The sequence below is a fragment of the Actinomadura sp. ATCC 39365 genome, assembly GCF_054392275.1.
Window position 1 is genome coordinate 3653996 of record NZ_CP184335.1, and the last position, 25794, is coordinate 3679789.

At 73.9% G+C, this 25794-nt stretch carries 28 protein-coding genes and 1 pseudogene; 21 read left to right on the forward strand and 8 right to left on the reverse strand.

The features are described from left to right. Nucleotides 1–99 precede the first annotated feature (99 nt). Nucleotides 100–318 (forward strand): PLDc N-terminal domain-containing protein, encoded by a 219-nt coding sequence (locus tag ACNF49_RS18215; RefSeq protein WP_357965447.1) that lies wholly within the window; start codon nucleotides 100–102, stop codon nucleotides 316–318. A gap of 164 nt (nucleotides 319–482) precedes the next feature. On the opposite strand, the gene ACNF49_RS18220 is transcribed toward ACNF49_RS18215, so the two are convergent. The 3 genes from ACNF49_RS18220 to ACNF49_RS18230 form a co-directional block, all read right to left on the reverse strand. Further along, nucleotides 483–788 (reverse strand): hypothetical protein, encoded by a 306-nt coding sequence (locus ACNF49_RS18220; RefSeq protein WP_482944436.1) that lies wholly within the window; start codon nucleotides 786–788, stop codon nucleotides 483–485. An 89-nt stretch (nucleotides 789–877) separates the two neighbouring features. Further along, complete coding sequence (locus tag ACNF49_RS18225) at nucleotides 878–1855, reverse strand: aldo/keto reductase (protein WP_482944437.1); 978 nt, start codon at nucleotides 1853–1855, stop codon at nucleotides 878–880. 86 nt (nucleotides 1856–1941) lie between these two features. After that, a complete protein-coding gene (locus ACNF49_RS18230; protein WP_482944438.1) occupies nucleotides 1942–3864 on the reverse strand; it encodes a hypothetical protein in 1923 nt (640 codons plus the stop codon). 123 nt (nucleotides 3865–3987) lie between these two features. Between ACNF49_RS18230 and ACNF49_RS18235 the strand changes: the two genes are divergently transcribed. Then, on the forward strand, nucleotides 3988–4455 hold the full coding sequence (locus tag ACNF49_RS18235) for a GNAT family N-acetyltransferase (protein WP_482944439.1): 468 nt from the start codon (nucleotides 3988–3990) through the stop codon (nucleotides 4453–4455). Nucleotides 4456–4518: 63 nt separating this feature from the next. On the opposite strand, the gene ACNF49_RS18240 is transcribed toward ACNF49_RS18235, so the two are convergent. After that, complete coding sequence (locus tag ACNF49_RS18240; RefSeq protein ID WP_357965437.1) at nucleotides 4519–4809, reverse strand: hypothetical protein; 291 nt, start codon at nucleotides 4807–4809, stop codon at nucleotides 4519–4521. Nucleotides 4810–5023: 214 nt separating this feature from the next. Between ACNF49_RS18240 and ACNF49_RS18245 the strand changes: the two genes are divergently transcribed. The 8 genes from ACNF49_RS18245 to ACNF49_RS18280 are packed head-to-tail and all read left to right on the forward strand — an operon-like array spanning nucleotide 5024 to nucleotide 15335. After that, complete coding sequence (locus ACNF49_RS18245) at nucleotides 5024–6334, forward strand: MFS transporter (protein ID WP_482944440.1); 1311 nt, start codon at nucleotides 5024–5026, stop codon at nucleotides 6332–6334. A gap of 1 nt (nucleotide 6335) precedes the next feature. After that, nucleotides 6336–8348 carry a molybdopterin oxidoreductase family protein gene (locus ACNF49_RS18250; protein ID WP_482944441.1) on the forward strand — a complete coding sequence of 671 codons (2013 nt, stop codon included), beginning with the start codon at nucleotides 6336–6338 and terminating at the stop codon, nucleotides 8346–8348. Further along, nucleotides 8345–9739 carry an FAD-dependent oxidoreductase gene (locus ACNF49_RS18255; protein ID WP_482944442.1) on the forward strand — a complete coding sequence of 465 codons (1395 nt, stop codon included), beginning with the start codon at nucleotides 8345–8347 and terminating at the stop codon, nucleotides 9737–9739. Before ACNF49_RS18250 ends, ACNF49_RS18255 begins: the two co-directional genes overlap by 4 nt. Next, complete coding sequence (nirB, locus tag ACNF49_RS18260; RefSeq protein WP_482944443.1) at nucleotides 9736–12165, forward strand: nitrite reductase large subunit NirB; 2430 nt, start codon at nucleotides 9736–9738, stop codon at nucleotides 12163–12165. Before ACNF49_RS18255 ends, nirB begins: the two co-directional genes overlap by 4 nt. Then, complete coding sequence (gene nirD, locus ACNF49_RS18265) at nucleotides 12162–12482, forward strand: nitrite reductase small subunit NirD (RefSeq protein ID WP_358284421.1); 321 nt, start codon at nucleotides 12162–12164, stop codon at nucleotides 12480–12482. Before nirB ends, nirD begins: the two co-directional genes overlap by 4 nt. A 53-nt stretch (nucleotides 12483–12535) precedes the next feature. Continuing rightward, on the forward strand, nucleotides 12536–13267 hold the full coding sequence (locus tag ACNF49_RS18270) for a class I SAM-dependent DNA methyltransferase (RefSeq protein ID WP_482944444.1): 732 nt from the start codon (nucleotides 12536–12538) through the stop codon (nucleotides 13265–13267). After that, nucleotides 13267–14250: an iron-containing redox enzyme family protein gene (locus ACNF49_RS18275; RefSeq protein WP_482944445.1), complete on the forward strand. Its 984-nt coding sequence runs from the start codon at nucleotides 13267–13269 to the stop codon at nucleotides 14248–14250. Before ACNF49_RS18270 ends, ACNF49_RS18275 begins: the two co-directional genes overlap by 1 nt. Next, on the forward strand, nucleotides 14247–15335 hold the full coding sequence (locus ACNF49_RS18280; protein WP_482944446.1) for a glycosyltransferase family 2 protein: 1089 nt from the start codon (nucleotides 14247–14249) through the stop codon (nucleotides 15333–15335). Before ACNF49_RS18275 ends, ACNF49_RS18280 begins: the two co-directional genes overlap by 4 nt. Here ACNF49_RS18280 and ACNF49_RS18285 read toward each other — a convergent pair. Beyond that, a pseudogene (locus tag ACNF49_RS18285) lies at nucleotides 15299–15412 on the reverse strand (hypothetical protein); the annotation flags it as partial. The gene ACNF49_RS18280 and the pseudogene ACNF49_RS18285 sit on opposite strands and share 37 nt — an antisense overlap. 374 nt (nucleotides 15413–15786) lie before the next feature. Here ACNF49_RS18285 and ACNF49_RS18290 point away from each other — a divergent pair. The 3 genes from ACNF49_RS18290 (at nucleotide 15787) to ACNF49_RS18300 (ending at nucleotide 17400) form a co-directional block, all read left to right on the forward strand. After that, nucleotides 15787–16362 (forward strand): YybH family protein, encoded by a 576-nt coding sequence (locus tag ACNF49_RS18290; protein WP_482944447.1) that lies wholly within the window; start codon nucleotides 15787–15789, stop codon nucleotides 16360–16362. A gap of 71 nt (nucleotides 16363–16433) precedes the next feature. Beyond that, nucleotides 16434–16715: a metal-sensitive transcriptional regulator gene (locus ACNF49_RS18295; RefSeq protein ID WP_352358958.1), complete on the forward strand. Its 282-nt coding sequence runs from the start codon at nucleotides 16434–16436 to the stop codon at nucleotides 16713–16715. 43 nt (nucleotides 16716–16758) lie between these two features. Next, nucleotides 16759–17400, forward strand: a complete 642-nt coding sequence (locus tag ACNF49_RS18300; RefSeq protein WP_482944448.1) for a class I SAM-dependent methyltransferase — start codon at nucleotides 16759–16761, stop codon at nucleotides 17398–17400. Between the two features lie 74 nt (nucleotides 17401–17474). Here the strand turns inward: ACNF49_RS18300 and ACNF49_RS18305 are convergent, their stop codons facing one another. Beyond that, nucleotides 17475–17717 carry a hypothetical protein gene (locus ACNF49_RS18305; protein ID WP_357965414.1) on the reverse strand — a complete coding sequence of 81 codons (243 nt, stop codon included), beginning with the start codon at nucleotides 17715–17717 and terminating at the stop codon, nucleotides 17475–17477. A 167-nt stretch (nucleotides 17718–17884) separates the two neighbouring features. Between ACNF49_RS18305 and ACNF49_RS18310 the strand changes: the two genes are divergently transcribed. After that, entirely contained in the window at nucleotides 17885–18637 is a 753-nt protein-coding gene (locus tag ACNF49_RS18310; RefSeq protein WP_482944449.1) for a hypothetical protein, read from the forward strand. An 18-nt stretch (nucleotides 18638–18655) separates the two neighbouring features. Here the strand turns inward: ACNF49_RS18310 and ACNF49_RS18315 are convergent, their stop codons facing one another. Together ACNF49_RS18315 and ACNF49_RS18320 are read right to left on the reverse strand one after the other, a co-directional pair. Continuing rightward, on the reverse strand, nucleotides 18656–19549 hold the full coding sequence (locus tag ACNF49_RS18315; protein ID WP_482944450.1) for an NAD(P)-dependent oxidoreductase: 894 nt from the start codon (nucleotides 19547–19549) through the stop codon (nucleotides 18656–18658). Between the two features lie 72 nt (nucleotides 19550–19621). Beyond that, the gene (locus ACNF49_RS18320; RefSeq protein ID WP_482944451.1) at nucleotides 19622–19954 is read right to left on the reverse strand and encodes a nuclear transport factor 2 family protein; all 333 of its coding nucleotides are present in this window, start codon (nucleotides 19952–19954) and stop codon (nucleotides 19622–19624) included. An 84-nt stretch (nucleotides 19955–20038) separates the two neighbouring features. Between ACNF49_RS18320 and ACNF49_RS18325 the strand changes: the two genes are divergently transcribed. The 7 genes from ACNF49_RS18325 (at nucleotide 20039) to ACNF49_RS18355 (ending at nucleotide 25792) form a co-directional block, all read left to right on the forward strand. Continuing rightward, nucleotides 20039–20749, forward strand: a complete 711-nt coding sequence (locus ACNF49_RS18325; protein WP_357965404.1) for a TetR/AcrR family transcriptional regulator — start codon at nucleotides 20039–20041, stop codon at nucleotides 20747–20749. A gap of 129 nt (nucleotides 20750–20878) precedes the next feature. Then, nucleotides 20879–21217: an NADH-quinone oxidoreductase subunit A gene (locus ACNF49_RS18330; protein WP_357965401.1), complete on the forward strand. Its 339-nt coding sequence runs from the start codon at nucleotides 20879–20881 to the stop codon at nucleotides 21215–21217. Then, complete coding sequence (locus tag ACNF49_RS18335) at nucleotides 21208–22266, forward strand: hypothetical protein (protein WP_482944452.1); 1059 nt, start codon at nucleotides 21208–21210, stop codon at nucleotides 22264–22266. Before ACNF49_RS18330 ends, ACNF49_RS18335 begins: the two co-directional genes overlap by 10 nt. Nucleotides 22267–22270: 4 nt before the next feature. Further along, a complete protein-coding gene (locus tag ACNF49_RS18340) occupies nucleotides 22271–23176 on the forward strand; it encodes an NADH-quinone oxidoreductase subunit H (protein WP_482944453.1) in 906 nt (301 codons plus the stop codon). Beyond that, a complete protein-coding gene (locus ACNF49_RS18345) occupies nucleotides 23173–23670 on the forward strand; it encodes an NADH-quinone oxidoreductase subunit J (RefSeq protein ID WP_357965393.1) in 498 nt (165 codons plus the stop codon). The genes ACNF49_RS18340 and ACNF49_RS18345 overlap by 4 nt, the downstream gene beginning before the upstream one ends. Beyond that, a complete protein-coding gene (nuoK, locus tag ACNF49_RS18350) occupies nucleotides 23667–23972 on the forward strand; it encodes an NADH-quinone oxidoreductase subunit NuoK (protein ID WP_357965390.1) in 306 nt (101 codons plus the stop codon). The genes ACNF49_RS18345 and nuoK overlap by 4 nt, the downstream gene beginning before the upstream one ends. After that, entirely contained in the window at nucleotides 23969–25792 is a 1824-nt protein-coding gene (locus ACNF49_RS18355) for a proton-conducting transporter transmembrane domain-containing protein (RefSeq protein WP_482944454.1), read from the forward strand. Before nuoK ends, ACNF49_RS18355 begins: the two co-directional genes overlap by 4 nt. The last annotated feature ends 2 nt before the right edge of the window (nucleotides 25793–25794 follow it).

Below are 25794 nucleotides of genomic sequence, written 5' to 3' on the forward strand. Positions count from 1 at the left end.
ACGGCCGGGCGAGAGGGGGGCTTGTCGGGCGGCGACGGGTGGGGTAGACGACGGAATGACAGGCTTTGTCCTCAGAGGGGTCGATCGGAGTGTTCGGCCATGCGATGGAGTGACATGTCGGGCCGGCGGCGGGCGGTGCTGCTCGGGCTCGGTTCGGCGGAGCTGGTGCTCACCGGGGCCGCCGCCGTGGATCTGTGGCGCCGGCCGCAGCGGGAGATCCACGGCTGGAAGGGCGTCTGGTGGCTGGGCATCTTCGTGCAGCCGTTCGGACCCATCGCCTACCTGGCGTACGGCAGGCGAAGGGGCCGCGGGCGCTGACGCCGGCCACCCCTGGCGCGGGCGCCGAAGCCCCCGTGTCGGCGGGCGCTGAAGGTCCCGCGTCGGCCGGGCGGTGAAGGTCCCGTGTCAGCGGGCGGTGAAGCCGCCGTATCCGTTGGGGGTCATGCTCGTGTTCGGGCAGAAACCGCCGTATCCGTTGGTGTTCATCCGCGGGTGTCCACCCAGACGCTCACCGTGGTGTGCGGCGTGATCCCGGTGTAGGAGGTCTGCCCGGCCGGCACCCACGGGCCCTCGATCGGGATCAGGCCGACCTCGGGCAGGAAGTGGCGCTGGATCACGTGGATGCGGTGCTCGCCGGTGCCGCTCGGGCAGTAGCTGGTGGCCCAGCGTTCGGCCTGGTTGAGCTGGTACGTGCAGCCGGTGGGCGCGGCGGAGGCGGTCGGGGCGCCCAGCAGGACCAGACCCGTGGCGAGGGCGGCGCAGCCGGCGGTCCATCTTCTCGCGTTCATGCGGGGCTCCTCGGAGGTGTGCGCGCGGCGAGAATTGCTTAGGAAAGTTTCCTAAACATTAGAGCGCGGGAAGCCGTACCGTCAACGGTTCACCACCGGTCGTGCACCTGCGGCCGGATCAGCTCGTCGTAGACGGCCTGCACGGCCTGCAGCGTCTCCGCCGGGAGCGGGGACAGGTCGGCCGCGGCCGCGTTGGACCGTGCCTGGCCGGGGTTGCGCGCGCCGGGGATGACGACCGAGACGCCGGGCTGGTCGAGGATCCAGCGCAGCGCGAACTGGGCCATGGACGCCCCCTCGGGCACCAGCCCGGCCAGCCGCCGCACCGCCTCCAGGCCGGTGCCGAACTCCACGCCGGAGAAGGTCTCGCCGACGTCGAACGACTCGCCGTGCCGGTTGTAGGTGCGGTGGTCGTCGGGGGCGAACACGGTGTGCTCGTCGTAGCGGCCCGACAGCAGGCCGCTGGCCAGCGGGACGCGGGCGATGACGCCCACCCCGGCCGCACGGGCGGCGGGCAGGACCCGCTCCAGCGGCTTGAGCCGGAACGCGTTGAGGATGATCTGCACGGTCGCCACGCCCGGCCTGGCGATGGCGGTCAGCGCCTCCTCGCAGGTCTCCACGCTGACGCCGTACGCCGCGATCTTCTGCTCGGCGACCAGCGTGTCCAGGGCGTCGAAGACCGCGTCGGAGGAGTACACGGGGGTGGGCGGGCAGTGGAGCTGGACCAGGTCGAGGGTGTCCATGCCGAGGTTGCGCCGGGAGCGCTCGTTCCAGGCGCGGAAGTTGTCCATCACGTAGTTGGCCGGGACCTGCGCCATCCGGCGGCCCATCTTGGTGGCCACGGTGAGCCCGGGATGTGCCTTGGCGAAGCGGCCGACGATCTGCTCGCTGCGGCCGTCGCCGTAGACGTCGGCGGTGTCGACGAACGTGACGCCCGCCGCCACGGCCGCCTCCAGGGTGGCGAACGCCTCGTCCTCGCTCACCTCGCCCCAGTCGGCGCCGAGCTGCCAGGCGCCGAGGCCCACGACGCCGACCTGACGTCCCGTACGTCCGAGTGTGCGGTGTTCCATGCTGTTTGTCCGTTCGTCTGGTTCCTGCGACCAGTGTCCCGGACGAAAAGGTACGGGCGCGCCGCGGGGGCACGCCCGTACGGCGGTCAGCGAGGCCGGTAGCTGCACCGCACACCCGTGTGCACGGTGGCCCGCAGTTCCTCCCCCAGCGCCTGGTCGGCCGACGAGACGCGGGAGATCGCCCGCCTGATCGCCTTGCCCACGGCGATCCGCGCCCGTTCCTCCGTGCCGGTGAACGGCCGCGCCCGCCCGCCGATCCCGGTCGCCGCCGACAGCTCGGCCACCAGCCATTCGCGCTCCAGCCGCAGCGCGGCGGCCCGTTCGAGGTCGTTCATCGCCTCCAGCTCGTCGATGTCGGCCTGCAGCTGGGTCAGCCGCTGCCGGTAGGTCTCCCTGGCCAGGTCGTCCAGCACCGGCTGCGCCGAGGCCGGCTCGCTCTCCTGCGCCGGCGCGCCCGCGGCCAGGTCGGCGGCCAGGATCTCGCGCCCCGGGTTGGCGATCAGGGTCGCCAGGTGCTGCATGCCGACGCTGTGCTCGACGACCACCAGCCGCCCGCCGTGCTCGACCTGCCAGTGCCGTCCGTGCCTGCGCAGCCGGAACGCCCCGTGCGCCGCGCCCGCCCTGCCGACCACGGCGGGCAGCACCATGCCGAGCTCCCTGGCCTCCTGCGCGGCGGCGTTCTGGGCGGCCCGCGCCGCCTTGTCGTGCGGCCCGTCGCGCAGCGCGAGCGCCTGGCCGAGCCGCCAGCGCGACAGCGTCGCGGCGGGCCAGTGGCCGAGCGCCAGGTCGGCCCGTACGGCCTCCGCCAGGTGCCCGGCGGCGCGGTCCACGTCGCCGGTCGTGAGCGCGGCCATGCCGAGGCTGTGCTGCACCGAGCCGAGGCAGAGCACGCCCAGGCTGGCCACCACCGGCAGAGCGGCGAACGGCAGCAGCAGCGCGTACGCCTCGGCGGCGGTGCCGGCGTCCTGAAGCAGGTGGGCGGTCTCGACGACGCAGTACATCGAGAACAACCACGTGCTCGACCTCGGCAGGTCGGCCAGGTTCCGGCCGCGCAGCCGGGCCAGGTGGCCGGCCGCCGCCCTGCGGTCGCCCGAGGTGGCCGCGGCCAGCGCGAGGCCCGCCAGGTAGGAGTTGTCGACCGGGCTGAGCGTGGGCGAGCTGACCAGGTCGGCCAGCACCGGCAACAGCTCGGCCGTGCGGCCCTGGTACCAGCGGATGACGGCGATCTGGCCGCCGTACCAGCCGGTGGCGTCCATGTCGCCGGCCTTGAGGCCGCGCTCGAAGCAGTCGCCGGCCATCTTCTCCGCCTGCTCGAACCGGCCCGCCCTGACGGCCAGCATCACCCTGATCACGTCGGTCACGAACCCGACCGCCAGGTGGTCGTGCTCGGCCAGCAGGCCCCGCAGCTCCTCCAGGCAGCGTCCGGCGTGCGGGTCGGCGGCCAGGTAGAGGTCGACCGTCCGCCACAGCAGGCCCATCAGCAGGTCGCCCCGGCGGCCGGTGACCGCCGCCTGGCCGATCAGCTCCCTGGCCAGCTCCAGCCGGGCCGGCCCGTGCTCCGGGCCGAGCAGGCAGTGGTGGGCCAGGCTCAGCGCCTCGGCCAGCGCCGCCGGATCGCCCGCGCTCCTGGCCCGCGCGACGAGCCGGAGGATCTCCTCGTGCCCGCCCGCGCCGTAGTCCTCCTCCCCGGTCATCCTGATCCGCAGCCGCAGGGCCAGCGACGAGTACGGATCGATCAGCGACAACGCGTGCCGCTGACGCGCGCGCACCATCTCCGACTCCGCGCACGTGCGGTGCTCCTGCACCCACACCCCGCCCAGGCCGAGCGCCGCCCTGGCCAGGGCGGGCACGTCGCCGCACGCCTCGGCCTGCCGGTAGGCCGAGTCGAACCAGCGTCTGGCGGTCTGCAGATCCCCGTTCACGTACAGAGCGCGCTCACCGAGCACGAGCGCGAGCCTGATGTCCGGATACGGGGGCAGGCGAACCCCCAGCTCCTCTAAAACGCCCACGGTTTCCGTCCCCATTCGGTCATCCGGGCTGAGCTTCCAGACGGTCCCCCGAATACCGTTCTGCCGTAACGACGTACGGGGGCGGTGGACGGTTCAACCAAATGCGCTGGTTACCCTGTGCGCATGATTCGCCCCGCCACCCCAGCAGACGTCCCCGCCATCGTGCGCATGATCCTTGAGCTGGCCACGTACGAGAACGCCGCGCACGAGGTGCGCGTGACCGAGGAGATGCTGCGGAACTCGCTCTTCGGCGAGCGGCCCGCCGTGTTCGCGCACATGGCCGAGCAGGACGGCGAGCCCGTCGGCTTCACGATCTGGTTCCTGACCTACTCCACCTGGCGCGGCGTGCACGGCATCTACATGGAGGACCTGTACGTGCGCCCCGAGCACCGGGGCGGCGGCCACGGCCGCGCGCTGATGGCGGAACTGGCGCGGATCTGCGCCGAACGCGGCTACCAGCGCCTGGAGTGGTCGGTGCTCGACTGGAACGAGCCGTCCATCGCCTTCTACGACAAGCTCGGCGCCGTACGGCAGGACGAGTGGCTGAAGTACCGGCTGACCGACGAGCCGCTGGAGCGGCTGTCCCGCTGAGGCCCCCGGTGCAGAGGTGCGCCGCGCAGGCCGGCCCCCGGCGTGACCTGCGCGGCCCCCTGGTCAAACTCCGACGTGCGAGCGGGACCGCTGGCCCTGCGTGCTGTCGAACATCTCGGTGCCGCGCTCTTCGAGGTCCTTGTGGGTCTCCTCGATCCGCAGCGCGACGCCCATCGCGAAGAACGTGGGCGCCCACTCGCCGACGAAGATCCCCCACCGGTCGGCCCGGTCGAGACCCGCACCTTCGTTGTTCTTGGAGATCATCCAGGAACAGAAGGACAGGCCGATGGACGCCAGCCCCGCGGCGTACATGTGGCCTGACTTGATGCCCATCTGGTGCAGCTTTTTGATCATTATTCCCCCCCTTGCCATGAGTGCTGTTACCCCCGGGAAGACCGTGTAACCAGCCAGAACTCCGATCATTACCGGCGTGTTTCGCCGGTGACGCTTGTGCGCGCCTTGTTACCGCGGTGAATCACACGTAACCGGCGCACGCCCGCCGGCTGCCGGAACGCGTAACGCGGCCTTCCTACCGTGGTGCTCCCGACGCCGAGCGGAGGAGAGATCGATGGCGCGCTGGATCACCGAGTGGCACCCCGACGACCCGGCCTTCTGGCAGCGGACCGGCAGGCACGTCGCCCGGCGCAACCTGGTCTTCTCCATCGTGGCCGAGCATCTCGGGTTCACCGTCTGGACCCTGTGGAGCGTCGTGGCCACCAGGATGGGGGCCTACGACTTCTCCACCGACCAGCTCTTCTGGCTCGTCGCGCTGCCGAACCTGGTCGGGGCGGCGCTGCGGGTGCCCTACACGTTCGGGCCGGGCAGGTTCGGCGGGCGCGACTTCACCGTGGCCAGCGCGGCGCTGCTGCTGGTCCCGGCCGTGCTGCTCGGGGTGGCGGTGAACGATCCCGGCACGCCGTACTGGCTGTTCCTGGTGATCGCGGCGCTGGCCGGGGTGGGCGGCGGGAACTTCGCCTCCAGCATGGCCAACATCACCTACTTCTACCCGCGCGGCAGGCAGGGGCTGGCGCTCGGGCTGAACGCGGCGGGCGGCAACGTCGGGGTCAGCTCGGTGCAGCTCGTCGTGCCGCTGGTGATCGGCTCGCTCGGGACGGCCGCCGCCGGGTGGTTCTGGATCCCGTTCATCGTGGTGGCCGCGGCCTGCGCGTGGTTCTTCATGGACAACCTGGCCGGCGCCAGGGCCGAGCCGCGCGAGCAGCTTTCGGTGGCCGGGCGGGCGCAGACGTGGATCATGTCGGTCCTGTACGTCGGCACGTTCGGGTCGTTCATCGGCTACTCGACGGCGTTCCCGCTGCTGAGCAAGAGCCTGTTCCCCGAGGCGCCGTACGCGGCGGTCGCGTTCGTCGGGCCGCTGCTCGGCTCGCTGGTCAGGCCGGTGGGCGGCTGGCTGGCCGACCGGCTGGGCGGCGCGCGGGTGACGCAGTGGAACTTCGCGGCCATGGGCGCCGGAGTGCTGCTGGCCTGGTCGGCCGGCGCCGCGGGCGGCTTCTGGCTGTTCTTCCTGGCCTTCCAGCTGCTGTTCCTCACCGCGGGCATCGGCAACGGCTCGACGTACCGGATGATCCCGGCGATCTTCCACGCCAAGGCGGTCGCCGAGCGCGGCGCGGGCGCGGAAGCCCTGCTGCACGGCAGGCGCCAGGCCGCGGCGGCGATCGGCGTCATCTCGGCGGTCGGCGCGCTCGGCGGGTTCCTCGTCAACCGGGCCTTCGGCATGGCGTTCGCCGCGGCCGGCACCCCGGCGCCGGCGTTCCTGGCCTTCGCCGTCTTCTACGCCGCCTGCCTGGCGCTGACCTGGTGGTGCTACACGCGCACCGTCGGCGTCACGGTCGTCGCCAGCCTCGCCCACGCCCGGGTCTGACATGACGAAGACACACTGCCCCTACTGCGCCCTCCAGTGCGGCATGGAGATCGGGCCCGCACTGGAGATCAGCCCCAGGACCGACGTCCCGGCCAACGCCCCCGGCGCGCTGTGCCAGAAGGGATGGACGGCGGCCGAGCTGCTCACCAACGGCGAGCGCCTGACCACGCCGCTCCTGCACGGCGAGCCGGTGGAGTGGGAGACCGCCCTCGACCACGTCGCCGCCCGGCTGTCCGACATCCGCGCCGAGCACGGCCCCGACGCCGTGGCCGTGTTCGGCGGGGGCGGGCTGACCAACGAGAAGGCCTACCAGCTCGGCAAGTTCGCCAGGGTCGCGCTCGGCACCAGCCAGATCGACTACAACGGCCGCTTCTGCATGTCCTCGGCGGCCGCCGCCTCCGTCCGGGCCTTCGGCATGGACCGGGGCCTGCCGTTCCCGGTCACCGACCTGGGCGAGGCCGACGTCGTCCTGCTGGCCGGCGCGAACGTGGCCGAGACCATGCCGCCGTTCGTCCGGCACCTGTCGGGGCCGCGGCTGATCGTCGTCGATCCGCGCCGCACCCCGACGGCCCGGCTCGCCTGGCTGCACCTGCAGCCCACCCCCGGCACCGACCTGGCGCTCGCGCTCGGGCTGCTGCACCTGGCGATCGCCGACGACCTCGTGGACGCGGATTACGTGGCGGCCAGGACCACCGGCTTCGACGACGTGCGCACCTCGCTGGCCGCCTGGTGGCCCGAACGCGTCGAGCGCGTCACCGGGGTGCCGGTGCACCGGATGCGGCAGGCCGTACGCGCGCTGGCCGCCGCCCAGAACGCCTACGTGCTGACCGGGCGCGGCGCCGAGCAGCACGCCAAGGGCACCGACACCGTCACCGCGTTCATCAACCTGGCCCTGGCGCTCGGCCTGCCCGGACGGCACGGCTCCGGCTACGGCTGCCTGACCGGCCAGGGCAACGGCCAGGGCGGCAGGGAGCACGGCCAGAAGGCCGACCAGCTCCCCGGCTACCGCAGGATCGACGACCCGGCGGCCCGCGCGCACGTCGCGCGGGTGTGGGGCGTGCGGGCCGAGGACCTGCCGGGGCCGGGGCGGTCGGCGTACGAGCTGCTGGACGCGCTCGGCACCCCGCGGGGGCCGCGGGCGCTGCTGCTGTTCGGGTCCAACCCGGTGGTGTCGGCGCCCGCGTCCGGGCACGTCAGTGACCGGATCGCCGGGCTGGACCTGCTGGTCGTGGCCGACGTGGTGCGCTCGGAGACCGCGGCCATGGCCGACGTGGTGCTCCCGGTCACCCAGTGGGCCGAGGAGAGCGGCACGATGACCAACCTGGAGGGCCGCGTCCTGCTCCGCCGCCGGGCCGTCGCGCCGCCGGCGGGCGTCCGGAGCGACCTGGACGTCATCGCCGGGCTGGCCGCCCGGCTCGGCCACCGCTTCGACACCGAGCCGGCCGCCGTCTTCGACGAGCTGCGCCGGGCCGCCGCGGGCGGCGTCGCGGACTACTCCGGCATCACCTACGAGCGCATCGCCGCCGGGACGGGCCTCTTCTGGCCCTGCCCGTCCGAGGACCACCCCGGCACGCCCCGGCCGTTCCTGGACCGCTTCGCCCACCCGGACGGCCGCGCCCGGTTCGTCCCGGTCGAGCACCGGCCCGCGGCCGAGGAACCCGACGGGGACTACCCGGTGTACCTGAGCACCGGCCGCGTCCTGTCCCACTACCAGAGCGGCGCCCAGACCCGCCGGATCGCGTCGCTGGTGCAGGCCGCCCCCGAGCCGTTCGTGGAACTGCATCCCGACCTGGCCGAGCAGCTCGGCGTCGCCGCGGGCGACCTGGTGCGGGTCACCAGCCGCAGGGGCCGGAGCACGGCGGTGGCCAGGATCAGCGACGCCATCAGGCGCGACACCGTGTTCATGCCCTTCCACTGGGAGGGCGCCAACCGGCTCACCAACCCGGCGCTCGATCCGGTCTCCGGGATGCCGGAGTTCAAGGTCTGCGCGGTCAGGGTGGAGAGGGACTCATGAGGCTCGTCGTCGTGGGGAACGGGATGGCCGGGTCACGCCTGGTCAGCGAGGTGCGGGCGCGCGACCCGCGGATGCGGGTGACCGCGTTCGGGGCCGAGGCGGGGCCGCCGTACAACCGGGTGCTGCTGTCGGACGTGCTGGCCGGGAGCTCGCGTCCCGACCAGGTGCGCCTGCTGGACCCCTCCTGGTACGCCGCGCACGGCGTCGAGGCCGTGCCCGGCGCCGAGGTCGCCCGCATCGACCGGGACACCAGGCACGTGGTGACCGCGGACGGGCGGCGCGAGCCGTACGACCTGCTGGTCCTGGCCACCGGCAGCCAGGCGGTCGTGCCGCCGCTGCCCGGCGTCGGGCGGGCCGTGCCGTTCCGCACGCTGGAGGACTGCGAGCGGATCGTGCGGGCGGCCGGACGGGCGCGCCGCGCGGCCGTCGTCGGCGGCGGGCTGCTCGGCATCGAGGCAGCCCGCGGCCTGGCCGGGCGCGGCCTGCCGGTCACGCTGCTGCACCTGGCCGGGCACCTGATGGAACGCCAGCTCGACGCCGAGGCGGGCGAGGTGCTCGGCCAGACCCTGGCCGGGCTCGGCGTGGCGGCCCGCACCGGCGTCAGCGCGGCCGCGGTCGAGCCGGACGGCGTCCGCCTGGCCGGCGGCGAGCTGGTCGAGGCCGACCTGGTCGTCCTGGCCTGCGGCGTGCGCCCGGTCACCGGGCTCGCCGCCGAGGCGGGGCTGGAGGTGCGGCGCGGCGTCGTCGTGGACGACGAGCTGCGCACCGGCGACCCGTCGATCTTCGCCGTCGGCGAGTGCGCCGAGCACGACGGCACGGTGTACGGCCTGGTCGCCCCCGCCTGGGAGCAGGCCGCCGTGGCGGCCGAGGTGATCACCGGCGGCAAGGCCCGCTACCGCGGCTCCCGGCTGGTCACCAGGCTCAAGGCCAGGAGCGTCGAGCTGGCCGCCATGGGCGAGACGCAGCTCGGCGAGGAGCACGCCGAGGTGGTGCGCTTCAGCCACCGCGCCCGCGGCACCTACCGCAAGCTCGTCATCCGCGACGGGCGGCTGGTGGGCGCGATCCTGCTGGGCGAGAGCGACGCCGTCGGCACCCTCACCCAGCTCTTCGACCGCGGCGGCCCCGTGCCGGGGGACCGCGCGGGGCTGCTGTTCCCCGGCCTGTCCACGGCGCCGGTCGCGGGCAGCCCGGTGCTGATGCCGGACGCGGCCGAGGTCTGCCGGTGCAACAACGTGACCAAGGGACAGATCCGGGCGTGCTGGGAGGCCGGCGCCCGCGACGTGGCCGGGGTGGCCGCCGCCACCAGGGCCACCACCGGCTGCGGCACCTGCCGCGACGCCGTGGAGGGCATCGTCGGCTGGTTGTGCGATCAGGAAGGAGTGCCGGTATGAGGAGGATCGTCGTCGTCGGGTACGGCCCGGCCGCGCACCGCTTCGTGGAGACCCTGGCGAGCCGGGGCTTCGACGGGCGGATCACCGTCATCGGGGAGGAGCCGCGCCCGGCCTACGACCGGGTGGCGCTGACCTCGTACCTGTCGGGGGCCACCGTGGCCGACCTCACCTACCCGGTGCCCGCCGGGACCGTGACCAGGCTGGGCAGCCGGGCCGTCGCCGTCGACCGGGAGGCGCGGACGGTGACCGTCGAAGGAGGGGCCGCCGAGCCGTACGACGTGCTGGTGCTGGCCACCGGGTCGGCGCCGTTCGTGCCGCCGGTGCCCGGACGCGAGCACGCCCACGTCTACCGCACCATCGACGACCTGGACGCGATCCGGGCGGCCGCCGGGCACGCGGCCGAAGGCGTCGTGGTCGGCGGCGGCCTGCTGGGCCTGGAGGCGGCCGACGCGCTGCGGACGCTCGGCCTGAAGGCGCACATCGTCGAGATGAGCCCCTGGCTGATGCCGCGCCAGGTGGACGAGGGCGGCGGCGCGGTGCTCAAGGGCCACATCGAGGCCCTGGGGTTGGGCGTGCACGCCGGGTCGGGCGTCCAGGAGGTCGTCACCGGGCCGGACGGCCAGGTCGCCGGGGTGCGCACGCCGTCCGGCACGCTGATCGAGGGCCAGGTCGTGGTGTTCTCGGCGGGCGTCAGGCCGCGCGACGAGCTGGCCAGGGCGTGCGGGCTGGAGGTGGGGGAGCGGGGCGGCGTCGTGGTCGACGACGGGATGCGCACCTCCGACCCGTCGGTCTACGCGATCGGCGAGTGCGCGCTGGCCGGCGGCACGGTCCACGGCCTGGTCGGGCCGTGCAACACGATGGCCGAGGTGGCCGCCGACCGGATCATGGGCGGGACGTCCTCGTTCGCGGGCGGGGACCCGTCCACGAAGCTGAAGCTGCTCGGCGTCGAGGTCGCCCAGTTCGGCGCGATGGACGGCGCCCTCGACGTGACCTACATGGACCCGGTCGCCGGGATCTACAAGAAGCTGTTCATCAGCGACGACGCCCGCACGCTGCTCGGCGGCATCTGCGTGGGGGACGCGGGGCCGTACGCGGCGCTGCGGCCGTTCGTCGGCAAGCCGTTGCCGGCGCCGCCCTCCGACCTGCTGTTCAGCGGCTCCGGGGCGCCGCTGGACCTGCCCGGCGACGCGCAGGTCTGCTCCTGCAACAACGTCTGCGCGGGGGACGTCCGGCACGCCGTGGCCGAGCTGGGCGTGACCGACGTGCCCGGCCTCAAGGCGTGCACGCGGGCCGGCACGACGTGCGGGAGCTGCGTGCCGATGCTCAGGCAGCTCCTGGAGGAGTCGGGGGTAGAGATCGGCAGGTCGCTGTGCGAGCACTTCGCGTACTCGCGGGCCGAGCTGTTCGACATCGTCCGGGTGCGGAAGATCACGACGTTCTCCCGGCTCATCGCCGAGCACGGGCAGGGGCGCGGCTGCGACGTCTGCAAACCCGCGGTCGCCTCGATCCTGGCCTCGCTGCACAACGGGCACGTGCTCGACGGCGAGCGGGCCGCGTTGCAGGACACCAACGACGCCTTCCTCGCCAACATCCAGAAGAACGGCACGTACTCGGTCGTCCCGCGCATCCCGGGCGGCGAGATCACGCCGGACAAGCTCATCGTGATCGGCGAGGTCGCCCGCGACTTCGGGCTCTACACCAAGATCACCGGCGGGCAGCGCATCGACCTGCTCGGCGCCCGGGTCGAGCAGCTCCCGGAGATCTGGCGTCGCCTGGTGGACGCCGGATTCGAGTCCGGCCACGCCTACGGCAAGGCGCTGCGCACGGTGAAGTCGTGCGTGGGCTCCACCTGGTGCCGCTACGGCGTCCAGGACTCCGTCGGCCTGGCCATCGCCCTGGAGCTGCGCTACCGCGGCCTGCGCTCGCCGCACAAGCTCAAGTCGGCCGTGTCCGGCTGCGCCCGCGAGTGCGCCGAGGCCAGGTCGAAGGACTTCGGCGTCATCGCCACCGAGCAGGGCTGGAACCTGTACGTCGGCGGCAACGGCGGCTTCCGGCCCCGCCACGCCGACCTGCTGGCCACCGACCTGAGCACCGGCGACCTGATCAGGACCGTCGACCGGTTCCTGATGTTCTACGTCCGCACCGCCGACCGGCTGCAGCGCACCGCCGCCTGGCTGGAGTCGCTGGACGGCGGCCTCGACCATCTCCGGAAGGTGATCATGGAAGACTCGCTCGGCATCTGCGCCGACCTCGACGCCCAGATGGAACAGCACGTCGCCACCTACGCCGACGAGTGGGCGGCGACCCTGGACGACCCGGAGAAGCTGAGCAGGTTCGTCAGCTTCGTCAACGCCCCCGGCGTGCCCGACCCGTCGATCGTGTTCGCCTCCGAGCGCGGCCAGATCAGGCCGGTGATGGCCCGATGAGCTGGACCCCGGTCTGCGAGTACGCGGCCCTGCCGCCGGAGCGCGGCGTCTGCGCGCTGGTCGGCGACCGGCAGGTGGCGCTGTTCCGCACCTACGAGGGGCACGTGCACGCCCTGGACAACCTCGACCCGTTCAGCGGCGCGTACGTGCTCTCGCGCGGCATCGTCGGCACCAGGCGGGGCGAGCCCACCGTGGCCTCGCCGCTGCACAAGCAGGTCTTCTCGCTGGTGTCGGGGGCGTGCCTGGACGAGGAGGCCGTCCAGGTGCCCGTCTACGCCGTGCGGGTGGCGGCCGGGCGGGTGGAGGTCAGCGTTTAGCCGATCAGACCAGGGGCATTGACCTGCTGAAACACGGGGGACAGGAGGTGTACGTGGCCTACGACGCCTCCGCCTACGGGCGCGCGATCGCCGACATCTACGACGCCACGGTGACGGAGTTGCCGACCGGCGCGGCCGTCGAGCGGCTGGCGACGCTGGCCGAGGGCGGCCCCGTGCTGGAGTTCGGCATCGGCACCGGACGGCTGGCGCTCCCGCTCGCCGCCCGCGGCCTGTCCGTCGCCGGGATCGACGCCTCGCCGGAGATGACCCGCGAGCTGCGCGCCAAACCCGGCGGCGCGGCCGTCCCCGTGACGGTGGGCGACTTCTCCACCATGCGGGTCGAGGGCTCGTACGCGCTGGTGGTGCTGGCGATCAACACGATCTTCGCCCTGCCCACCCAGGAGGCGCAGGTCAACTGCTTCGCCAACGCCGCGCGGCACCTGCGCGGTGGCGGGCGGTTCGTGGTCGAGGCGTGGGTGCCCGACCCGGCGGCCTTCCGCGACGGCTCGGCGCTGCGGCTGCTGTCGCTGACCGAGGACGTCGTCCTCATCGAGGCGGCCAGCCTCGCCCCGGCCACCCAGCACATGCGCACCACCCGCGTACGGCTGACCGGCGAGGGCGTGCGGCTGCTGCCCGCCAACCACCGCTACGCCTGGCCCGGCGAGCTCGACCTGATGGCCAGGCTGGCCGGGATGGCCCTGGAACACCGCTGGGCCGACTGGATCGGCACCCCGTTCACCGACGAGAGCCGCGCGCACGTCTCCGTCTACCGCAAGGCCGCCTGATGCGCCTGCCGCCCGCGCGTGGCCCGCTCACCGACCTGCTCTTCGACCGGCTCGCCCGGCCGCCCGCGACACTGCCCGACGCCCCCGGCCCCGACGGCGAGGAGGATCTCCAGCTCGCCCTGTTCGCCTGCTACGAGCTGCACTACCAGGGCTTCGACGAGGTGGACGACCGCTGGGAGTGGGAGCCCTCGCTGCTGCGCCTGCGCGGCCTGCTGGAGGACCGCTTCGAGCGGGAGCTGGCCGGGGCCGTGCCGCGTCCCGGGCCGGTGCCGCCCGGCGAGGTGCGGCGCGCGCTCACCGCGCTGACCGCCGAGGACGACGACGAGCCGTCGGTCTCGCTCCACCTCCAGCGCGAGGCCGGGATCGAGACCTTCCGCGAGTTCGTCGTCCACCGCTCGATCTACCACCTGAAGGAGGCCGACCCGCACACCTGGGCGATCCCGCGCCTGCGCGGCCGGCCCAAGGCGGCCCTGGTGGAGATCCAGGCCGACGAGTACGGCGGCGGCCGGCCCGAGCGCATGCACTGCGAGCTGTTCGGCCACACCATGCGCGGCCTCGGCCTTGACGACTCCTACGGCGCGTACCTGCCGCGCGTCCCCGCGGTCACCCTGGCCGTCAGCAACGCCATGTCGCTGTTCGGGCTGCACCGGCGGCTGCGCGGCGCGCTGGTCGGCCACCTGGCCGCGATCGAGATGACCTCGTCGCTGCCCAACCGCCGCTACGCCGCGGGCCTGCGCCGGCTCGGCGGCGACGCGGCGGCGGCCCGGTTCTACGAGGAGCACGTGCAGGCCGACGCCGTGCACGAGCAGATCGCCGCGGCCGACCTGTGCGGCGGATTCGCGGCCGCCTTCCCCGCCCTGACCGGCGACGTCCTGTACGGCGCCGCCTGCGCCCTGGCCCTCGAACGCCGCTGGGCCGAGCACGTCATGGGCTGCTGGGAACGCGGCGCGTCCTCCCTGCTCGACCAGGCGGTGCCCGCGTGATCGACCTCGACTACGTGATCCCGCTGCGCTGGCAGGACGACTCCGGCCTCGACGAGCTGACCGAATACCTGCGCGCCCTCGCGCCGCACGTACGCGTGACCGTGGTCGACGGCAGCCGGCCCGAGCTGTACGCCCGCCACGCCCGCCGCTGGCGCTGCCTGGTCCGGCACGTCAGCCCGGCGGCCGGCCTGTCCTTCGCCAACGGCAAGGTCAACGGCGTGACGACCGGGCTGCGGCTGGCCCGGGGCGACCGGGTCGTGATCGCCGACGACGACGTGCGCTACGACCTGCCCGCGCTGGCCGAGATGCACGCCCTGCTCGCCCGCGCCGAGCTGGTCAGGCCGCAGAACTACTTCGACCCCGCCCCCTGGCACGCCCGCTGGGACACCGCCCGCACCCTGCTCAACCGCGCGTTCGGCGCCGACTACCCGGGCACGTTCGGCGTCCGGCGGTCGTTCTTCCTGGCCATGGGCGGCTACGACGGCGACGTGCTGTTCGAGAACCTGGAGCTCGTCCGCACCGTGCGCGCCCACGGCGGACGCGAGCTGCGCCCGCCCGGCCTGTACGTCCGGAGGTTGCCGTGCGACGCGCGGCGGTTCTGGTCGCAGCGGGTGCGGCAGGCCTACGACGACCTCGCCCAGCCGGCGCGGCTGGCGTCCTTCCTGGCGGTGCTGCCCGCGCTCGCGCTGGTGCGCCGGCCGCTGCCGCTGCTGGCCGCCGCCGGGGCGGCCGTCGCCCTGGCCGAGGCCGGGCGGCGGCGGGCCGGCGGGCGACGGGTCTTCCCCGCCGGCGCCTCGCTGTTCGCGCCGGTGTGGGTGCTGGAGCGGGCGGTGTGCTCCTGGCTGGCGGTGGGCGCGGCCTGCGCGGGCGGAGTGCCGTACGCGGGGGGACGGCTCGCGCGGGCCGCCCACTCGGCGCGGTGGCTGCGCGCACGGGCTCAGGAGTCGGCGGGCGGGTCGGGCTCGCTCGACGCCTGGAAGCCGACGGACTTGTGCGAACCATCGCAGAACGGCTTGGTCGATGATCGGCCGCACCGGCACAGCGCGACCGTGGCCCTTCCGGGGTCGATCGGCTCGCCGTCCTGAGTCAGCAGCTCGAAGGGGCCTCTGATCAGCAGCGGGCCGTTCGCACACGGCGTGACGGTGGTCCTCGGTTCGTCCATCGTCGTCACCTGCCCCGCCGACCGGCCCCCTCACCTGCGCGGACGTCGCTAGAGGGCCTCCACGGGCGGGTAGACGTGCGGGGTGGGGTGAGCCGCGGGAAGGACGCACCGCCGCCCGGACCGGACGCTGGCACAGCGTTCGGCGTCCTCACGCTGGGGCAGTGGTTCCGGGTTCGCCTGTGTTGGCCGCACGGAGGGACGCTATAGGCGGGCCTTCCCCACCCGGTCTCGGGTCGGCAACGATCACAGCTCTGACCGGTCTCACCAATGACAGTGAAGCGTTACCGTGAGTAATACCGACATGAGGTAAAGGGGTCGTGCGGAGTGCCTAAACCGGGCATTCGGGAACGACCCACGAGGGCATCAACCCGGCCATGAGCAAGATTTCTGAGCGCAGGGCACTCCTGCTGGCCGCGATCGTTCCCGTCGTCCTGGTCGCGGGCTGCTCCGCGGGGAGCAACACGCAGGCGATGAAGGGGGAGGCCAGCCCGGCCACGCCGACCGAGACCATGATGACGCCCACCGAGACCGGCATGGAGTCGCCGACCACGACCGAGACCATGACCGAGACCGCCACCCCGACCGGCACCATGACGGCGGCCACCCAGCCGCGCGCCGCCGTCCAGAACTACTTCGACGCACTGAAGGCCGGCAACGTGGACGCGGTCGTGAAGACGTTCACCAGCGACGCCGTGGTGGCCTTTGACGGGCAGGCCACGGCCACGGGCTCGCAGGCCGTCCGCAGCCTCTTCGAGAAGCTGCTCAAGGACGGCGCCGACCTGAAGTCGGCCACGCACACCATCGACGAGACGCGGAACGCGGGCACCCAGGACGCCTTCGCGCGCTCGACCAGCAAGCAGGGCGACACCACCTACCGCGAGCTCTTCATGCTCTCGCACCAGGGCGGGCAGTGGCTGATCTCGCGCTTCATGAACAACCAGGGCGGCTGACCGGCCCCGCTCCGGAATACGGTAGGGGGGTACCGTGTTGCGGTCGGTGTAGCGAGCGAGAGGACCGGGAGATGGCCGGGTACACCGACGGCAAGCAGGACCACCTCCGGCGGCTGCGCCGGATCGAAGGCCAGGCGCGGGGCATCCAGCGCATGGTCGAGGACGACAAGTACTGCATCGACATCCTGACGCAGGTGTCGGCGACGACGAGCGCGTTGCAGTCGTTCGCGTTGTCGCTGCTGGAGGAGCACATGGCGCACTGTGTGGTCGAGGCGGCGCAGAAGGGCGGGGCCGAGGCGGAGGCCAAGGTCAAGGAGGCGGCCGACGCCATCGCCCGCCTCGTCCGGTCGTGACCGATCCACGCGGGGCTCGCGCGGGCGGGTTAGCGTGGGGGGCGTGCAGGACCTGACGCGGTTCCAGAACCCCCGCTTCGCCCAGGCGTACGAGCGGATGAGCGCCGAGTCGGAGCGGCGGGGCGCGGCCGAACACCGGCGGCGCCTGCTGGCCGGGCTGGCCGGGCGGGTGCTGGAGGTCGGCGCGGGCAACGGGCTGAACTTCGCGCACTACCCGGCGGCGGTGCGCGAGGTGGTCGCCGTCGAGCCGGAGGACCGGCTGCGGAGGCTGGCCGGCCGGGCCGCGGCCGGCGCGCCGGTGCCCGTCAGCGTGGTCGCCGGGCACGCCGCGGACCTGCGCTTCGCGGACGCCTCCTTCGACGCCGTGGTGCTCTCGCTGGTGTTGTGCTCGGTGCCGGACCAGCGGGCGACGCTCGGCGAGGTGTTCCGGGTGCTCAGGCCCGGTGGCGAGGTGCGGTTCTACGAGCACGTGCGCTCCTCGCGGGCCGCCGGCGCGCTGGTGCAGGACCTCGTGACGCCGCTGTGGCGGCGGATGGCTGGCGGGTGCCGCCTCAACCGCGACACCGAGCGCGCCATGGCCGACAGCGGGCTGGTGGTCGAGGAGCGCGAACGGTTCGCGTTCCGGCCGTTGCCGTTGTCGCCGAGGTTGCCGCACATTCTCGGACGCGCCCGGAAACCGGCTTGACCGGTTGGCCGGATGGTTCGTCACGGTTGCTGTGGCGACAAGTCTGGAAAAATGGGTTTTTGTTCTGATGCGGGTTATTGCGCTGTGGTGTCGCCGGGGATACGCGGAGTGATACGGCGCTGATCCACCAACGCCAGATAAACCGCGAACGCCCCCTGCGCCCACATCCCGGCCTGCTGCGCGGTCAGCCGGACCTCCTCGCCCTCATGCGTGACGACCAGATAACCGCCCGGCGCGCGGCGCCAGGCGACCAATACGTTCTCGTAAACCAGAACGTCGAGCATCGCGGTCAGATATTCGCCACCGGTGGCGGACACGGCGTAAGCCTCCTCGCTCCTCGCCGAATTCTCGCCCTGATTTCCTCGTGCTGACTCCATTGTGCGCGCGGCACCGGGAATTGTCGCACCCGGCCGGCCGGCTGTTCCTGCGATTCGCGGGCGGAACCTGGCGGGGCCGGGCGGTGTAGGGAGGTCGGAGGTGCGTGATGAAGAGAAACGTGGCCGTACCGGCGGGCAGGCCGGTCGCACTGACGGCTGTCGTGCTGGTCGTCCTGGTGGTGTCCGGGTGGTGGGCGGGGGCGGCGTCCGCCTCCGCGCGCGGGGGATGGGCGGTGACCTACCTCGATCCGCCGCCGGCGTTCGCGGGCGGGAGGACGTACACGGTGGGGTTCTGGGTGCTGCAGCACGGCACGCATCCCTACGCGGGCGAGCTCGACCCCGTCGGCCTGCGCCTCACCAGGGCCGACGGCAGGACCGTCACCTTCGCCGGCACCCCGCTGCCGGAGGCCGGACACTACGCCACGTCGGTGGTCGTGCCGGACGGGGTGTGGCGGGTGGAGGGCCTCCAGGGCTGGTTCGAGCCGTACGCCGTGGGGACGCTCACGGTTCCCGGACGGCTGCTGGCCGACCCGGTGCCGCCGGACAAGGTGGCCACGTTCGGCGGGGACGGGAAGGATCCTTGGGGCGCCGTCCGGCCGCCGGGGTTTCCGCCGGGCAAGAGCATGCCGGTGCCGAGCGGGGTGCCGAGCGGGGTGCCGTCCGGGGAGGCGGCGGGTGGCGGGGTTCCGGCGTACCTGCTGGTGCCGGCGGCGGTGGCCGGCGCGCTGGTGGTGCTCGTGGCGTCCCGCCTGCCTCGCCTTCGCGGCACGCCGGGACGACCGGGTGCCGCGCGCCGGAAGGCCGCCGACGACCCTCCCGACGAGGACGGCTCCGCGGAGACCCTCGTCATCGGCGGCTAGTGCCGCCGGAGGGCGACGTCAGGCCGAGGGCCGGCGGAACTGTTCGATCATCGCCGCGTAGCCGTCGCCGGCGCGGCCGCCGGCCGCCGCGCGCCGGGCCAGTTCCAGGAAGAGGTCCGGCAGCTCGGTGTTGACGCCGAGCGCCCGGCTCTCCTGTGCCAGGTGCTCCATCCCGCCCAGGTGGACGGCGAGGGTGGCGTCGGCGGCCGGGTAGCGGCCCTCGTCGATCTGCCGGGCGTAGTCGGTGACGTAGCCGGTCGTCACGCCGATGGCGGTGGTGGCCAGGGACGCGAAGGTCGTCGCCTTGACGTTCGCGGCGCCCAGCAGGGCGGCGCCCTGGAGGAAGCCGTTCAGCACGCCCCACATGATGCTCAGGACGGACATGTCGTACAGGGCGGACAGGGCGTGGTCCTCGCCGAGGTGGACGGTCCCGTCTCCGGCGAGCGCCCGCAAGGTGGGCAGGTGCTCCTCGAAGGCGCCCTCCGGGCCGGAGTACAGCACCGTGGCGTCGGCGGTGCCGATCGCCTGGGGGAGGGCGAGGATCGCCCCGTCGAGGTAGGCGCTCCCGATCGTGGCCGCCCACCTCGCGGTGTCGCGGGCCTGGGTGGAGGTCGCCGTGGTCAGGTTGACGAGGGTGCGGCCGGCCAGCGAGGAGGCGACCGGGTCCAGCAACCCGTGGACGGCGTCGTGGTCCGAGACGCAGACGACGACGAGCGGGCTCGCCTCGACCGCGCCTGTGACGGAGCCGGCCAGGACGGCTCCCTTGGCGACGAGGTCACCGGCCTTGGCCGCCGAGCGGTTCCAGACGGTGGTCGGGTGACCGTTCGCCAGGAAGGCCGTGGCCAGCGCCTGGCCCATCAGCCCGAGGCCGATGACGGTCACCGGCGCCGGGGAGGTGGACGAGAGGGACATGGGTGCTCCTGTGTGGTTCGCGCGGCTTGCGCCGCGATGGGGTGGCGGGTCTGCGGTCCGGCAGGGGGCGGTTCAGGTGAAGAACCCGACGATGCTGCGGATGCGGCCCCCGTCGAACTCCACGACGTCGTAGCCGGTGGCGGCCGTGCCCAGCCGCCAGCGGAACAACGCGCGGTCGTGGTGCACGCCGACCACGGTGTCGAGGGTGAACCGGAGGTCGCCGAGCCCGCTCCGGACGCGGCCGATCACCTCGGACAGTTCGGCGTGCCCGCGCAGGCCCGCGTTCTCGGGGTCGACGTAGAGCGAGTCCTCGGTGAGGACGGACTTCATCAGGGCCGACCGGGCGGCGGCGTCCGGCTCGTTCCAGACGTCGAGGTAGGCGCGGATCACATCGGTGGTGCTCACCTGTTCTGACTCCCATCGGAAGATGTACGGCGTTCGATTCCTACACGCCGTTCAGTAAACAGCATGCCGTGTAAGCTGTCGACCGTGAGCGACCCCAGGACGAGCCGCCGGGACCGGCTACGCGCCCAGACCAGCGCCGAGATCAAGACGATCGCCCTGCAGCTCATGGCCGACGGCGGTCCCGACGCCATCTCGCTGCGCGCGATCGCCCGCGAGATGGGCATGACGGCCGGTGCGATCTACAGCTACTTCCCCACCCGCGACGACCTGGTCACGACGCTCATCGGCGACGTCTACACCTCGGCCGTCGACGCGGCCGAGGCCGCCCGCGACGCGGTGCCGGAGAACGATCCGGGCGGGCGGATCCTGGCCTGGGCGCGGGCCATGCGCGAGTGGGCGCTGGCCAACCCCGAGGGCTTCCGGCTGATCTACGGCGACCCCGTGCCGGGTTACCGTCCGCCCGGCGAAGGTCCGGGCAAGGAGGCGGAGGCGCGGGCCTGCGCCGGCATCGTCGGCCTGGTCGCCGCGGCCTGGCCGGCGGCCCGGGAGTGCGTGTCCAGGGGCGGCTCCTACACCTGGGCCGACTTCGACCCCGCCATGGCGGCCCACGTCCAGGAGGACTTCCCCGACCTGCCGCCGGCGGGCATCGCGGTGACGCTGCGGGTGTGGGGCCGCATGCACGGCCTCATCGCCCTGGAGATCTACGGCCACCTGCGCACCCTCGTCCACGACCCGGCCGCCGTCTACGACGACGAGATGCGCGACCTCGTCACCTCTCTCGGCCTCGCGCACTGACCCTCGGGTCGGCGGCCCGGCTCGCGTTCGTGCTGGTGAGGGGGGATGTCGGTCGCGGGGAAGGCGGATTCCGGTTGCTACCGTGAGGGCAAGTGATCTGATCTTCGGGCTCTGCGGCAGGTGAGAGCGGTGGGCGCTGTGCTGGGGCTCGTGGCGCTGCTCGCCGCCGGGGTCGCCGCGGTGTACCTGGCCTCCCTGGCCCTGTCGCCCGGCGGGGTCGTGCGGGCGGGGCCGTTCCTGTCCGGGGCGCGGCCACGGGAGCACGCGGTGTCCCGCTTCCACGTGCGGTGGTACGCCGTGACGCTGGTCTTCCTCGCCTTCGACATGGAGATGGTCTTCATGTACCCGTGGGCCCTCGTGGTGGCCGAGGTGGGGCTGCCGGCGGTGGTGGAGATGTTCGCCTTCCTGGGGCTGCTGCTGGTCGGCGTCCTGTACGCGTGGCGGGAAGGGGCGTTCCGGTGGGCCTGAGGGGGTGGCTCCTGCGGCAGGCGGCGCTGCGGCCCCGGGTGCTCCTCGTCGCCGCCCCGTACGGGACGCGCGCGCGGCTGCTGGTGGAGGCGGAGGTGGACCGTCGTGGCTGGCCGGTGGCGGCGTCGGCGGCCGAGGCGAGCCTGATGGTGGTGTGCGGGCGACCCGGAGCGGAGCTGGCGGCGGCGGCAGGGGAGGTGTGGCGGACGGTTCCGGTGCCGAGGGCGCTGGTGGAACTGCCGCCGGACGTCGCGGCCGACGAGGTCGTGGCCGCGTTGGACGACGCCGTCCGCGTGCTGGGGGACGAACCCGGCCAGTGGCGGCAGGCCGGCGTCCTGGCCGCGGGGACGTCCGGGAACGGCCCGGACGACACTCCCATGGCCGAGCGGGGCGCCGACCGGGACGGGCTGAAGCTGGATCGGCTGCACGTGCCACTGGGACCCGTGCTCGCGGACTGGCCCGCGGGGCTGGTCGTGGAGACCGTCCTGCAAGGGGACGTCATCCAGGAGGCGCAGGTCAGAGCCCTGCCGGCCGGCGGCACGGTGGACGCGTTCTGGGTCCCGGGGCCGGACATGGGCCGGCAGGAGGCGCGGCGGCGTACGGCGGCGGCCCGGCTGGACGGCCTCGGCAGGCTGCTCGCCGTGGCCGGATGGCCCGCCGCCGCGGCGGACGCCCGGCGCCTGCGGGACCGCCTGCTCGCGGGCGCCGTCGACGAGCGGGCAAGGCGGCACTGCGTCCGGTTCACGCGGCGGGTGCGCCGGTCGTGGGTGTTGCGGTGGATGTTGCGCGGCGCCGGTGAGCTCGGCCCCGACGCCCCGCCGCCGCTGCGGGGGGACGCCCTGGATCGTGTGCGCCGGTGGCTCGACGACGTGGAGGCCCTGACCGAAGAGCGTTCCGGGCCTGGGGGCGGCGGGGACGTCCCGGTGGATGGGGTGCTGGCGTTGTTGCCCGGCCTGCTGGCCGGGGCCGAGCTCGCCGTGGCGCGGCTGATCGTGGCCGGTCTCGATCCGGACCTCGACCGGCTGCCGTCGGCAGCCGGGGGCGGGTGAGCCGGTGGCTGCGGGGACGGCCGCGGGGACGGCCCTGGGGATGGCGGTGCTGACGTGGGGGGCGGCGGCCTTCGACGCGGCGCTCGGCGCGGGCCGCGGCTCCTGGCGGGCTGCGGCGGTGGCGCCGTTCAGGGAGGGCGCGCGGCTGGTGGTGCAGCAGCGGCGGCGGACCGACCGGGCCGACGTCCTGCTCACCCGGGCCGGGGTCGTGGTGTTGCCGGCGGCGGCGCTGCTGGCCGCCGTGGTCCTGCCGGTCGGGGGCGCGCCGGTGCTGGACCTCGGGGCGGGGGTGGTGTGGTTCAACGCCATGGAGGTGTGCGTCTGGGGGGCTCTGTGGCTGGTCGGATGGGGGGTCAACGCCATGTGGCCGCTGGTCGGCGGCTACCGGTTCCTGGCCCAGGGGCTGGCCTACGAGCTGCCGCACATGTTCGTGCTGATCACCGTGGGCGTGGGGGCGGGGTCGTTGCGGTTCGCGGACCTCGTGGCGGCGCAGCGCGGGTTGTGGTTCGTGGTGTGGATGCCGGTCGCGTTCGTGGTCTATCTCGTCTCGGCGGCGGCGATGGCGTTCTGGGGGCCGATGGGGCAGCCGGTCGGGCGGGACGTGTGCGGCGGCGTGCCGGGCGAGCTGGGCGGCCCCGACCGGCTGGTCTTCCTGGCCGGACGCCATGCGCTGCTGGTCGTGGCGGCGGCCGGGGCGGTGCCGCTGTTCCTCGGGGGCGCGGCGGGGCCCGTGCTGCCCGGCTGGGTGTGGGGGCCGGTCAAGACGGCGGCGGTGCTGGCCGTGCTGGTGCTGGCCGGGTATCGGGTGCCGGTCGTGCGGATGGACCGGTTCGTGTGGTTCGCGTGGGTGGTGCTGATCCCGGTCACGCTCGTGCAGCTGCTGGTCGTCGCGATGGTGGTGCTGCCGTGAACGTGGCGTTCTGGGCGCTGGCGGTCGTCGCGGTGGCGGGTGGGGTGGCGGTGTTCGTGGTGGACTCGATGGCGCGGGCGACGTTCGCGCTGCTGGTCTCGCTACTGGCCGTGGGCGGGACGCTGCTGCTGATCGACCTGGAGTACCTGGGGGTGCTGGTCGTCCTCATGATGGTCATGGAGATGCTGGTCATGGCCGTCTTCATGATCATGTACATGATGAACCCGGCCGGGCTCATGCCGATGAAGATGGTGCACAACCAGCGGGGCGCGGCGGCCATCGCCGGAACGGTGTTCGTCCTGCTGGCCGCCGGGGCGCTGCTCGTCCGCCCGCCGAGCCGGCGCGGACGGCCGCCGGCGGACCCCACGCACGCGCTCGGCCTGTCCCTGATGGGGCCGAAGATGCTGGTCATGATGATCGTCGGAGTGGCGATCCTGGCGACGATGATCTCGGCCGTGCTGCTGGCCACCCACCGGGGACGGTACGACCGGTGACGCTCCAAGGCTTCCTGCTGCTGGCCGCCGCCCTGTTCGCCGTCGGCCTGTACGGCGTGCTGTCCCAGCAGTCGATCGTCATGCTCATGATGGGCCTCGAACTCATGATCAACGGCGTGATCGCGGCCGGCGGCGCCTTCTGGTACCACGTCGCCCCGGCCGCCGCGGATGGCCAGGTCCTCGTCCTGGTCGCGGTCACCGTGATGGCGCTGGAGATGGCGATGGGCTTCGCCGTCACCACGGCCGTCTTCCGCGCCCGCGACGTGGACGTGACCGACGCCGCCGGAGACCTCAGAGGATGAGCCCGTCCCTGTGGCTGCTGCCCGCGCTGCCCGCCGCCGCCGGCGCGCTGCTGATCCCGATGCGCCGCGCCGCCCCCGCCCTGTCCGTCGCCACGGCCGCGGTCACCCTCGGGCTGGCCGGGCACGCGGCGGTGACCAGGCCCTCGGCGACCGCCCTGCTGATCCTCGGCGAAGGGCTGGCCGTGGACGGGCTCTCGGCCGTCATGGTGGTCACCGTGGCGGCGGTCGGGCTGGCCGTGCTGGTGTTCGCGGCGGCGGAGCAGCGGTCGGGGCGCTTCCACGGGCTGATGCTGATCTTCCTGGGCGCGATGCTGGCCACGGTGACCGCGACGGACCTCGTCCTGCTGCTGATGGGCTGGGAGGTCATGGGCGCGATGTCGTACGCGCTGATCGGCTACCGGTGGCGCGACCGGGAGCGCGTACGGTCCGGAGCCGTCGCCTTCGTCACCACCCGGGCCGGCGACCTGGGCCTGTACGTCGCCTGCGGCGCGGCCCTGGCCGCGGGCGGCGGCCTGGGGCTCGCCGGGCTGCCGGGCCTGCCGCCGCCGTGGCGGGACGTGGTGGCGGGCGGGGTCGTGCTGGCCGCGCTGGGCAAGTCGGCGCAGGGGCCGTTCGCGTTCTGGCTGTCGCGGGCGATGGCGGGCCCGAGCCCGGTGTCGGCGTTCCTGCACGCGGCGACCATGGTGGTCGCGGGGGCGTACCTGCTGCTGCGGCTGCACGCCCTGCTCGCGGCCACCGGCTGGGCGGCGGCGGTGGCGACCTGGACGGGCGCGGTGACCGCGCTGCTGCTCGGCCTGGTCGCGCTGGCGCAGCGGGACCTCAAACAGCTCCTGGCCGCCTCGACCTGCGCGCAGGTCGGGTTCATGGTGCTGGCGGCGGGGGCGTCGGCGGTCTCCGGCGGGACGGCCCACCTGGTCGCGCACGCCGCGGTCAAGAGCCTGCTGTTCCTCGCGGCGGGGGCCTGGCTGGCGGCGCTCGGCACCAAGGACCTGGCCGGGCTGCACGGCGCGGCCCGGCGGTTCCCGCTGGTGGGCGTGGTGTTCGGGGTGGGGGCGGCGGCCCTGGCCGGGGTGCCGCCGCTGTCGTTGTGGGTGACGAAGGACGCCGTCCTGAGCGGGGTCGCGCAACCGGGACCGCGCGTGGTGGCCTTCGCCGCGGGGTTGGTGGCCGCCCTGTACGCGGGGAAGGCGCTGGCCGAGGTCTGGCGGCCCGCCGACGCGGCGACCGGCTCGGGGGGCGAGCGCCGGGCCGCGGGCCGGGTGGCGGGGCCGGAGCTGCTGCCGCTGCCGGTGCTCGCCCTGGTGGCGGCCGGGTTCGGGATGGTCGGGCTGCCCGCGGCGCACGGCTGGTGGTCCCGGCTGGTGGGCGACCCGGGCGCGCCCGGCCTCACGGCGGGCGAGCTGGCCCTGTCCGGCGTCCCGGCGCTCGCCCTGGTGACCGCCGCGATCGCGGTCCGGCCCGGGACGGCCGCGCTTCCGTACGCGGGCGGGGTGTTCCGGGGCTGGCTCGGGCTGGAGCGGGCGGCGCGGGCCGTGGTGTGGCGGCCGCTGCTGGGGGCGGCGCGGTGGGCGGCCTGGTTCGACGAGCGGGTCGTGCAGGGCGCGGTCGAGGCCGTCGCGCGGGCGGGGCTGCGGGCCGCGCGGCTGGCCGGGAACCCGTTCGAGGCGGGGCTCGACGGGCTCGTACGGCGGGCCGGCGGCGCCGTACGACGCCTCGGCGGGCTGGCCAGACGCCCTCAGACCGGACAGGTTCACACCTACTTCGCCCAGGCCGCCGTCGCCCTCGTCGTGCTGGCCGTCGTGTTCGCGATCGTGAGGTGAGG

Coding starts and splice junctions, on each gene's coding strand:
- ACNF49_RS18240 (WP_357965437.1), bottom strand. CDS start 4,809: ATGATCAAAAAGCTGCACCAGATGGGCATCAAGTCAGGCCACATGTAC.
- ACNF49_RS18275 (WP_482944445.1), top strand. CDS start 13,267: ATGCGCCTGCCGCCCGCGCGTGGCCCGCTCACCGACCTGCTCTTCGAC.
- ACNF49_RS18250 (WP_482944441.1), top strand. CDS start 6,336: ATGACGAAGACACACTGCCCCTACTGCGCCCTCCAGTGCGGCATGGAG.
- ACNF49_RS18235 (WP_482944439.1), top strand. CDS start 3,988: ATGATTCGCCCCGCCACCCCAGCAGACGTCCCCGCCATCGTGCGCATG.
- ACNF49_RS18245 (WP_482944440.1), top strand. CDS start 5,024: ATGGCGCGCTGGATCACCGAGTGGCACCCCGACGACCCGGCCTTCTGG.
- nirD (WP_358284421.1), top strand. CDS start 12,162: ATGAGCTGGACCCCGGTCTGCGAGTACGCGGCCCTGCCGCCGGAGCGC.
- ACNF49_RS18225 (WP_482944437.1), bottom strand. CDS start 1,855: ATGGAACACCGCACACTCGGACGTACGGGACGTCAGGTCGGCGTCGTG.
- ACNF49_RS18255 (WP_482944442.1), top strand. CDS start 8,345: ATGAGGCTCGTCGTCGTGGGGAACGGGATGGCCGGGTCACGCCTGGTC.
- ACNF49_RS18290 (WP_482944447.1), top strand. CDS start 15,787: ATGAGCAAGATTTCTGAGCGCAGGGCACTCCTGCTGGCCGCGATCGTT.
- ACNF49_RS18355 (WP_482944454.1), top strand. CDS start 23,969: ATGAGCCCGTCCCTGTGGCTGCTGCCCGCGCTGCCCGCCGCCGCCGGC.
- ACNF49_RS18215 (WP_357965447.1), top strand. CDS start 100: ATGCGATGGAGTGACATGTCGGGCCGGCGGCGGGCGGTGCTGCTCGGG.
- ACNF49_RS18220 (WP_482944436.1), bottom strand. CDS start 788: ATGAACGCGAGAAGATGGACCGCCGGCTGCGCCGCCCTCGCCACGGGT.
- ACNF49_RS18315 (WP_482944450.1), bottom strand. CDS start 19,549: ATGTCCCTCTCGTCCACCTCCCCGGCGCCGGTGACCGTCATCGGCCTC.
- ACNF49_RS18295 (WP_352358958.1), top strand. CDS start 16,434: ATGGCCGGGTACACCGACGGCAAGCAGGACCACCTCCGGCGGCTGCGC.
- ACNF49_RS18310 (WP_482944449.1), top strand. CDS start 17,885: ATGAAGAGAAACGTGGCCGTACCGGCGGGCAGGCCGGTCGCACTGACG.
- nirB (WP_482944443.1), top strand. CDS start 9,736: ATGAGGAGGATCGTCGTCGTCGGGTACGGCCCGGCCGCGCACCGCTTC.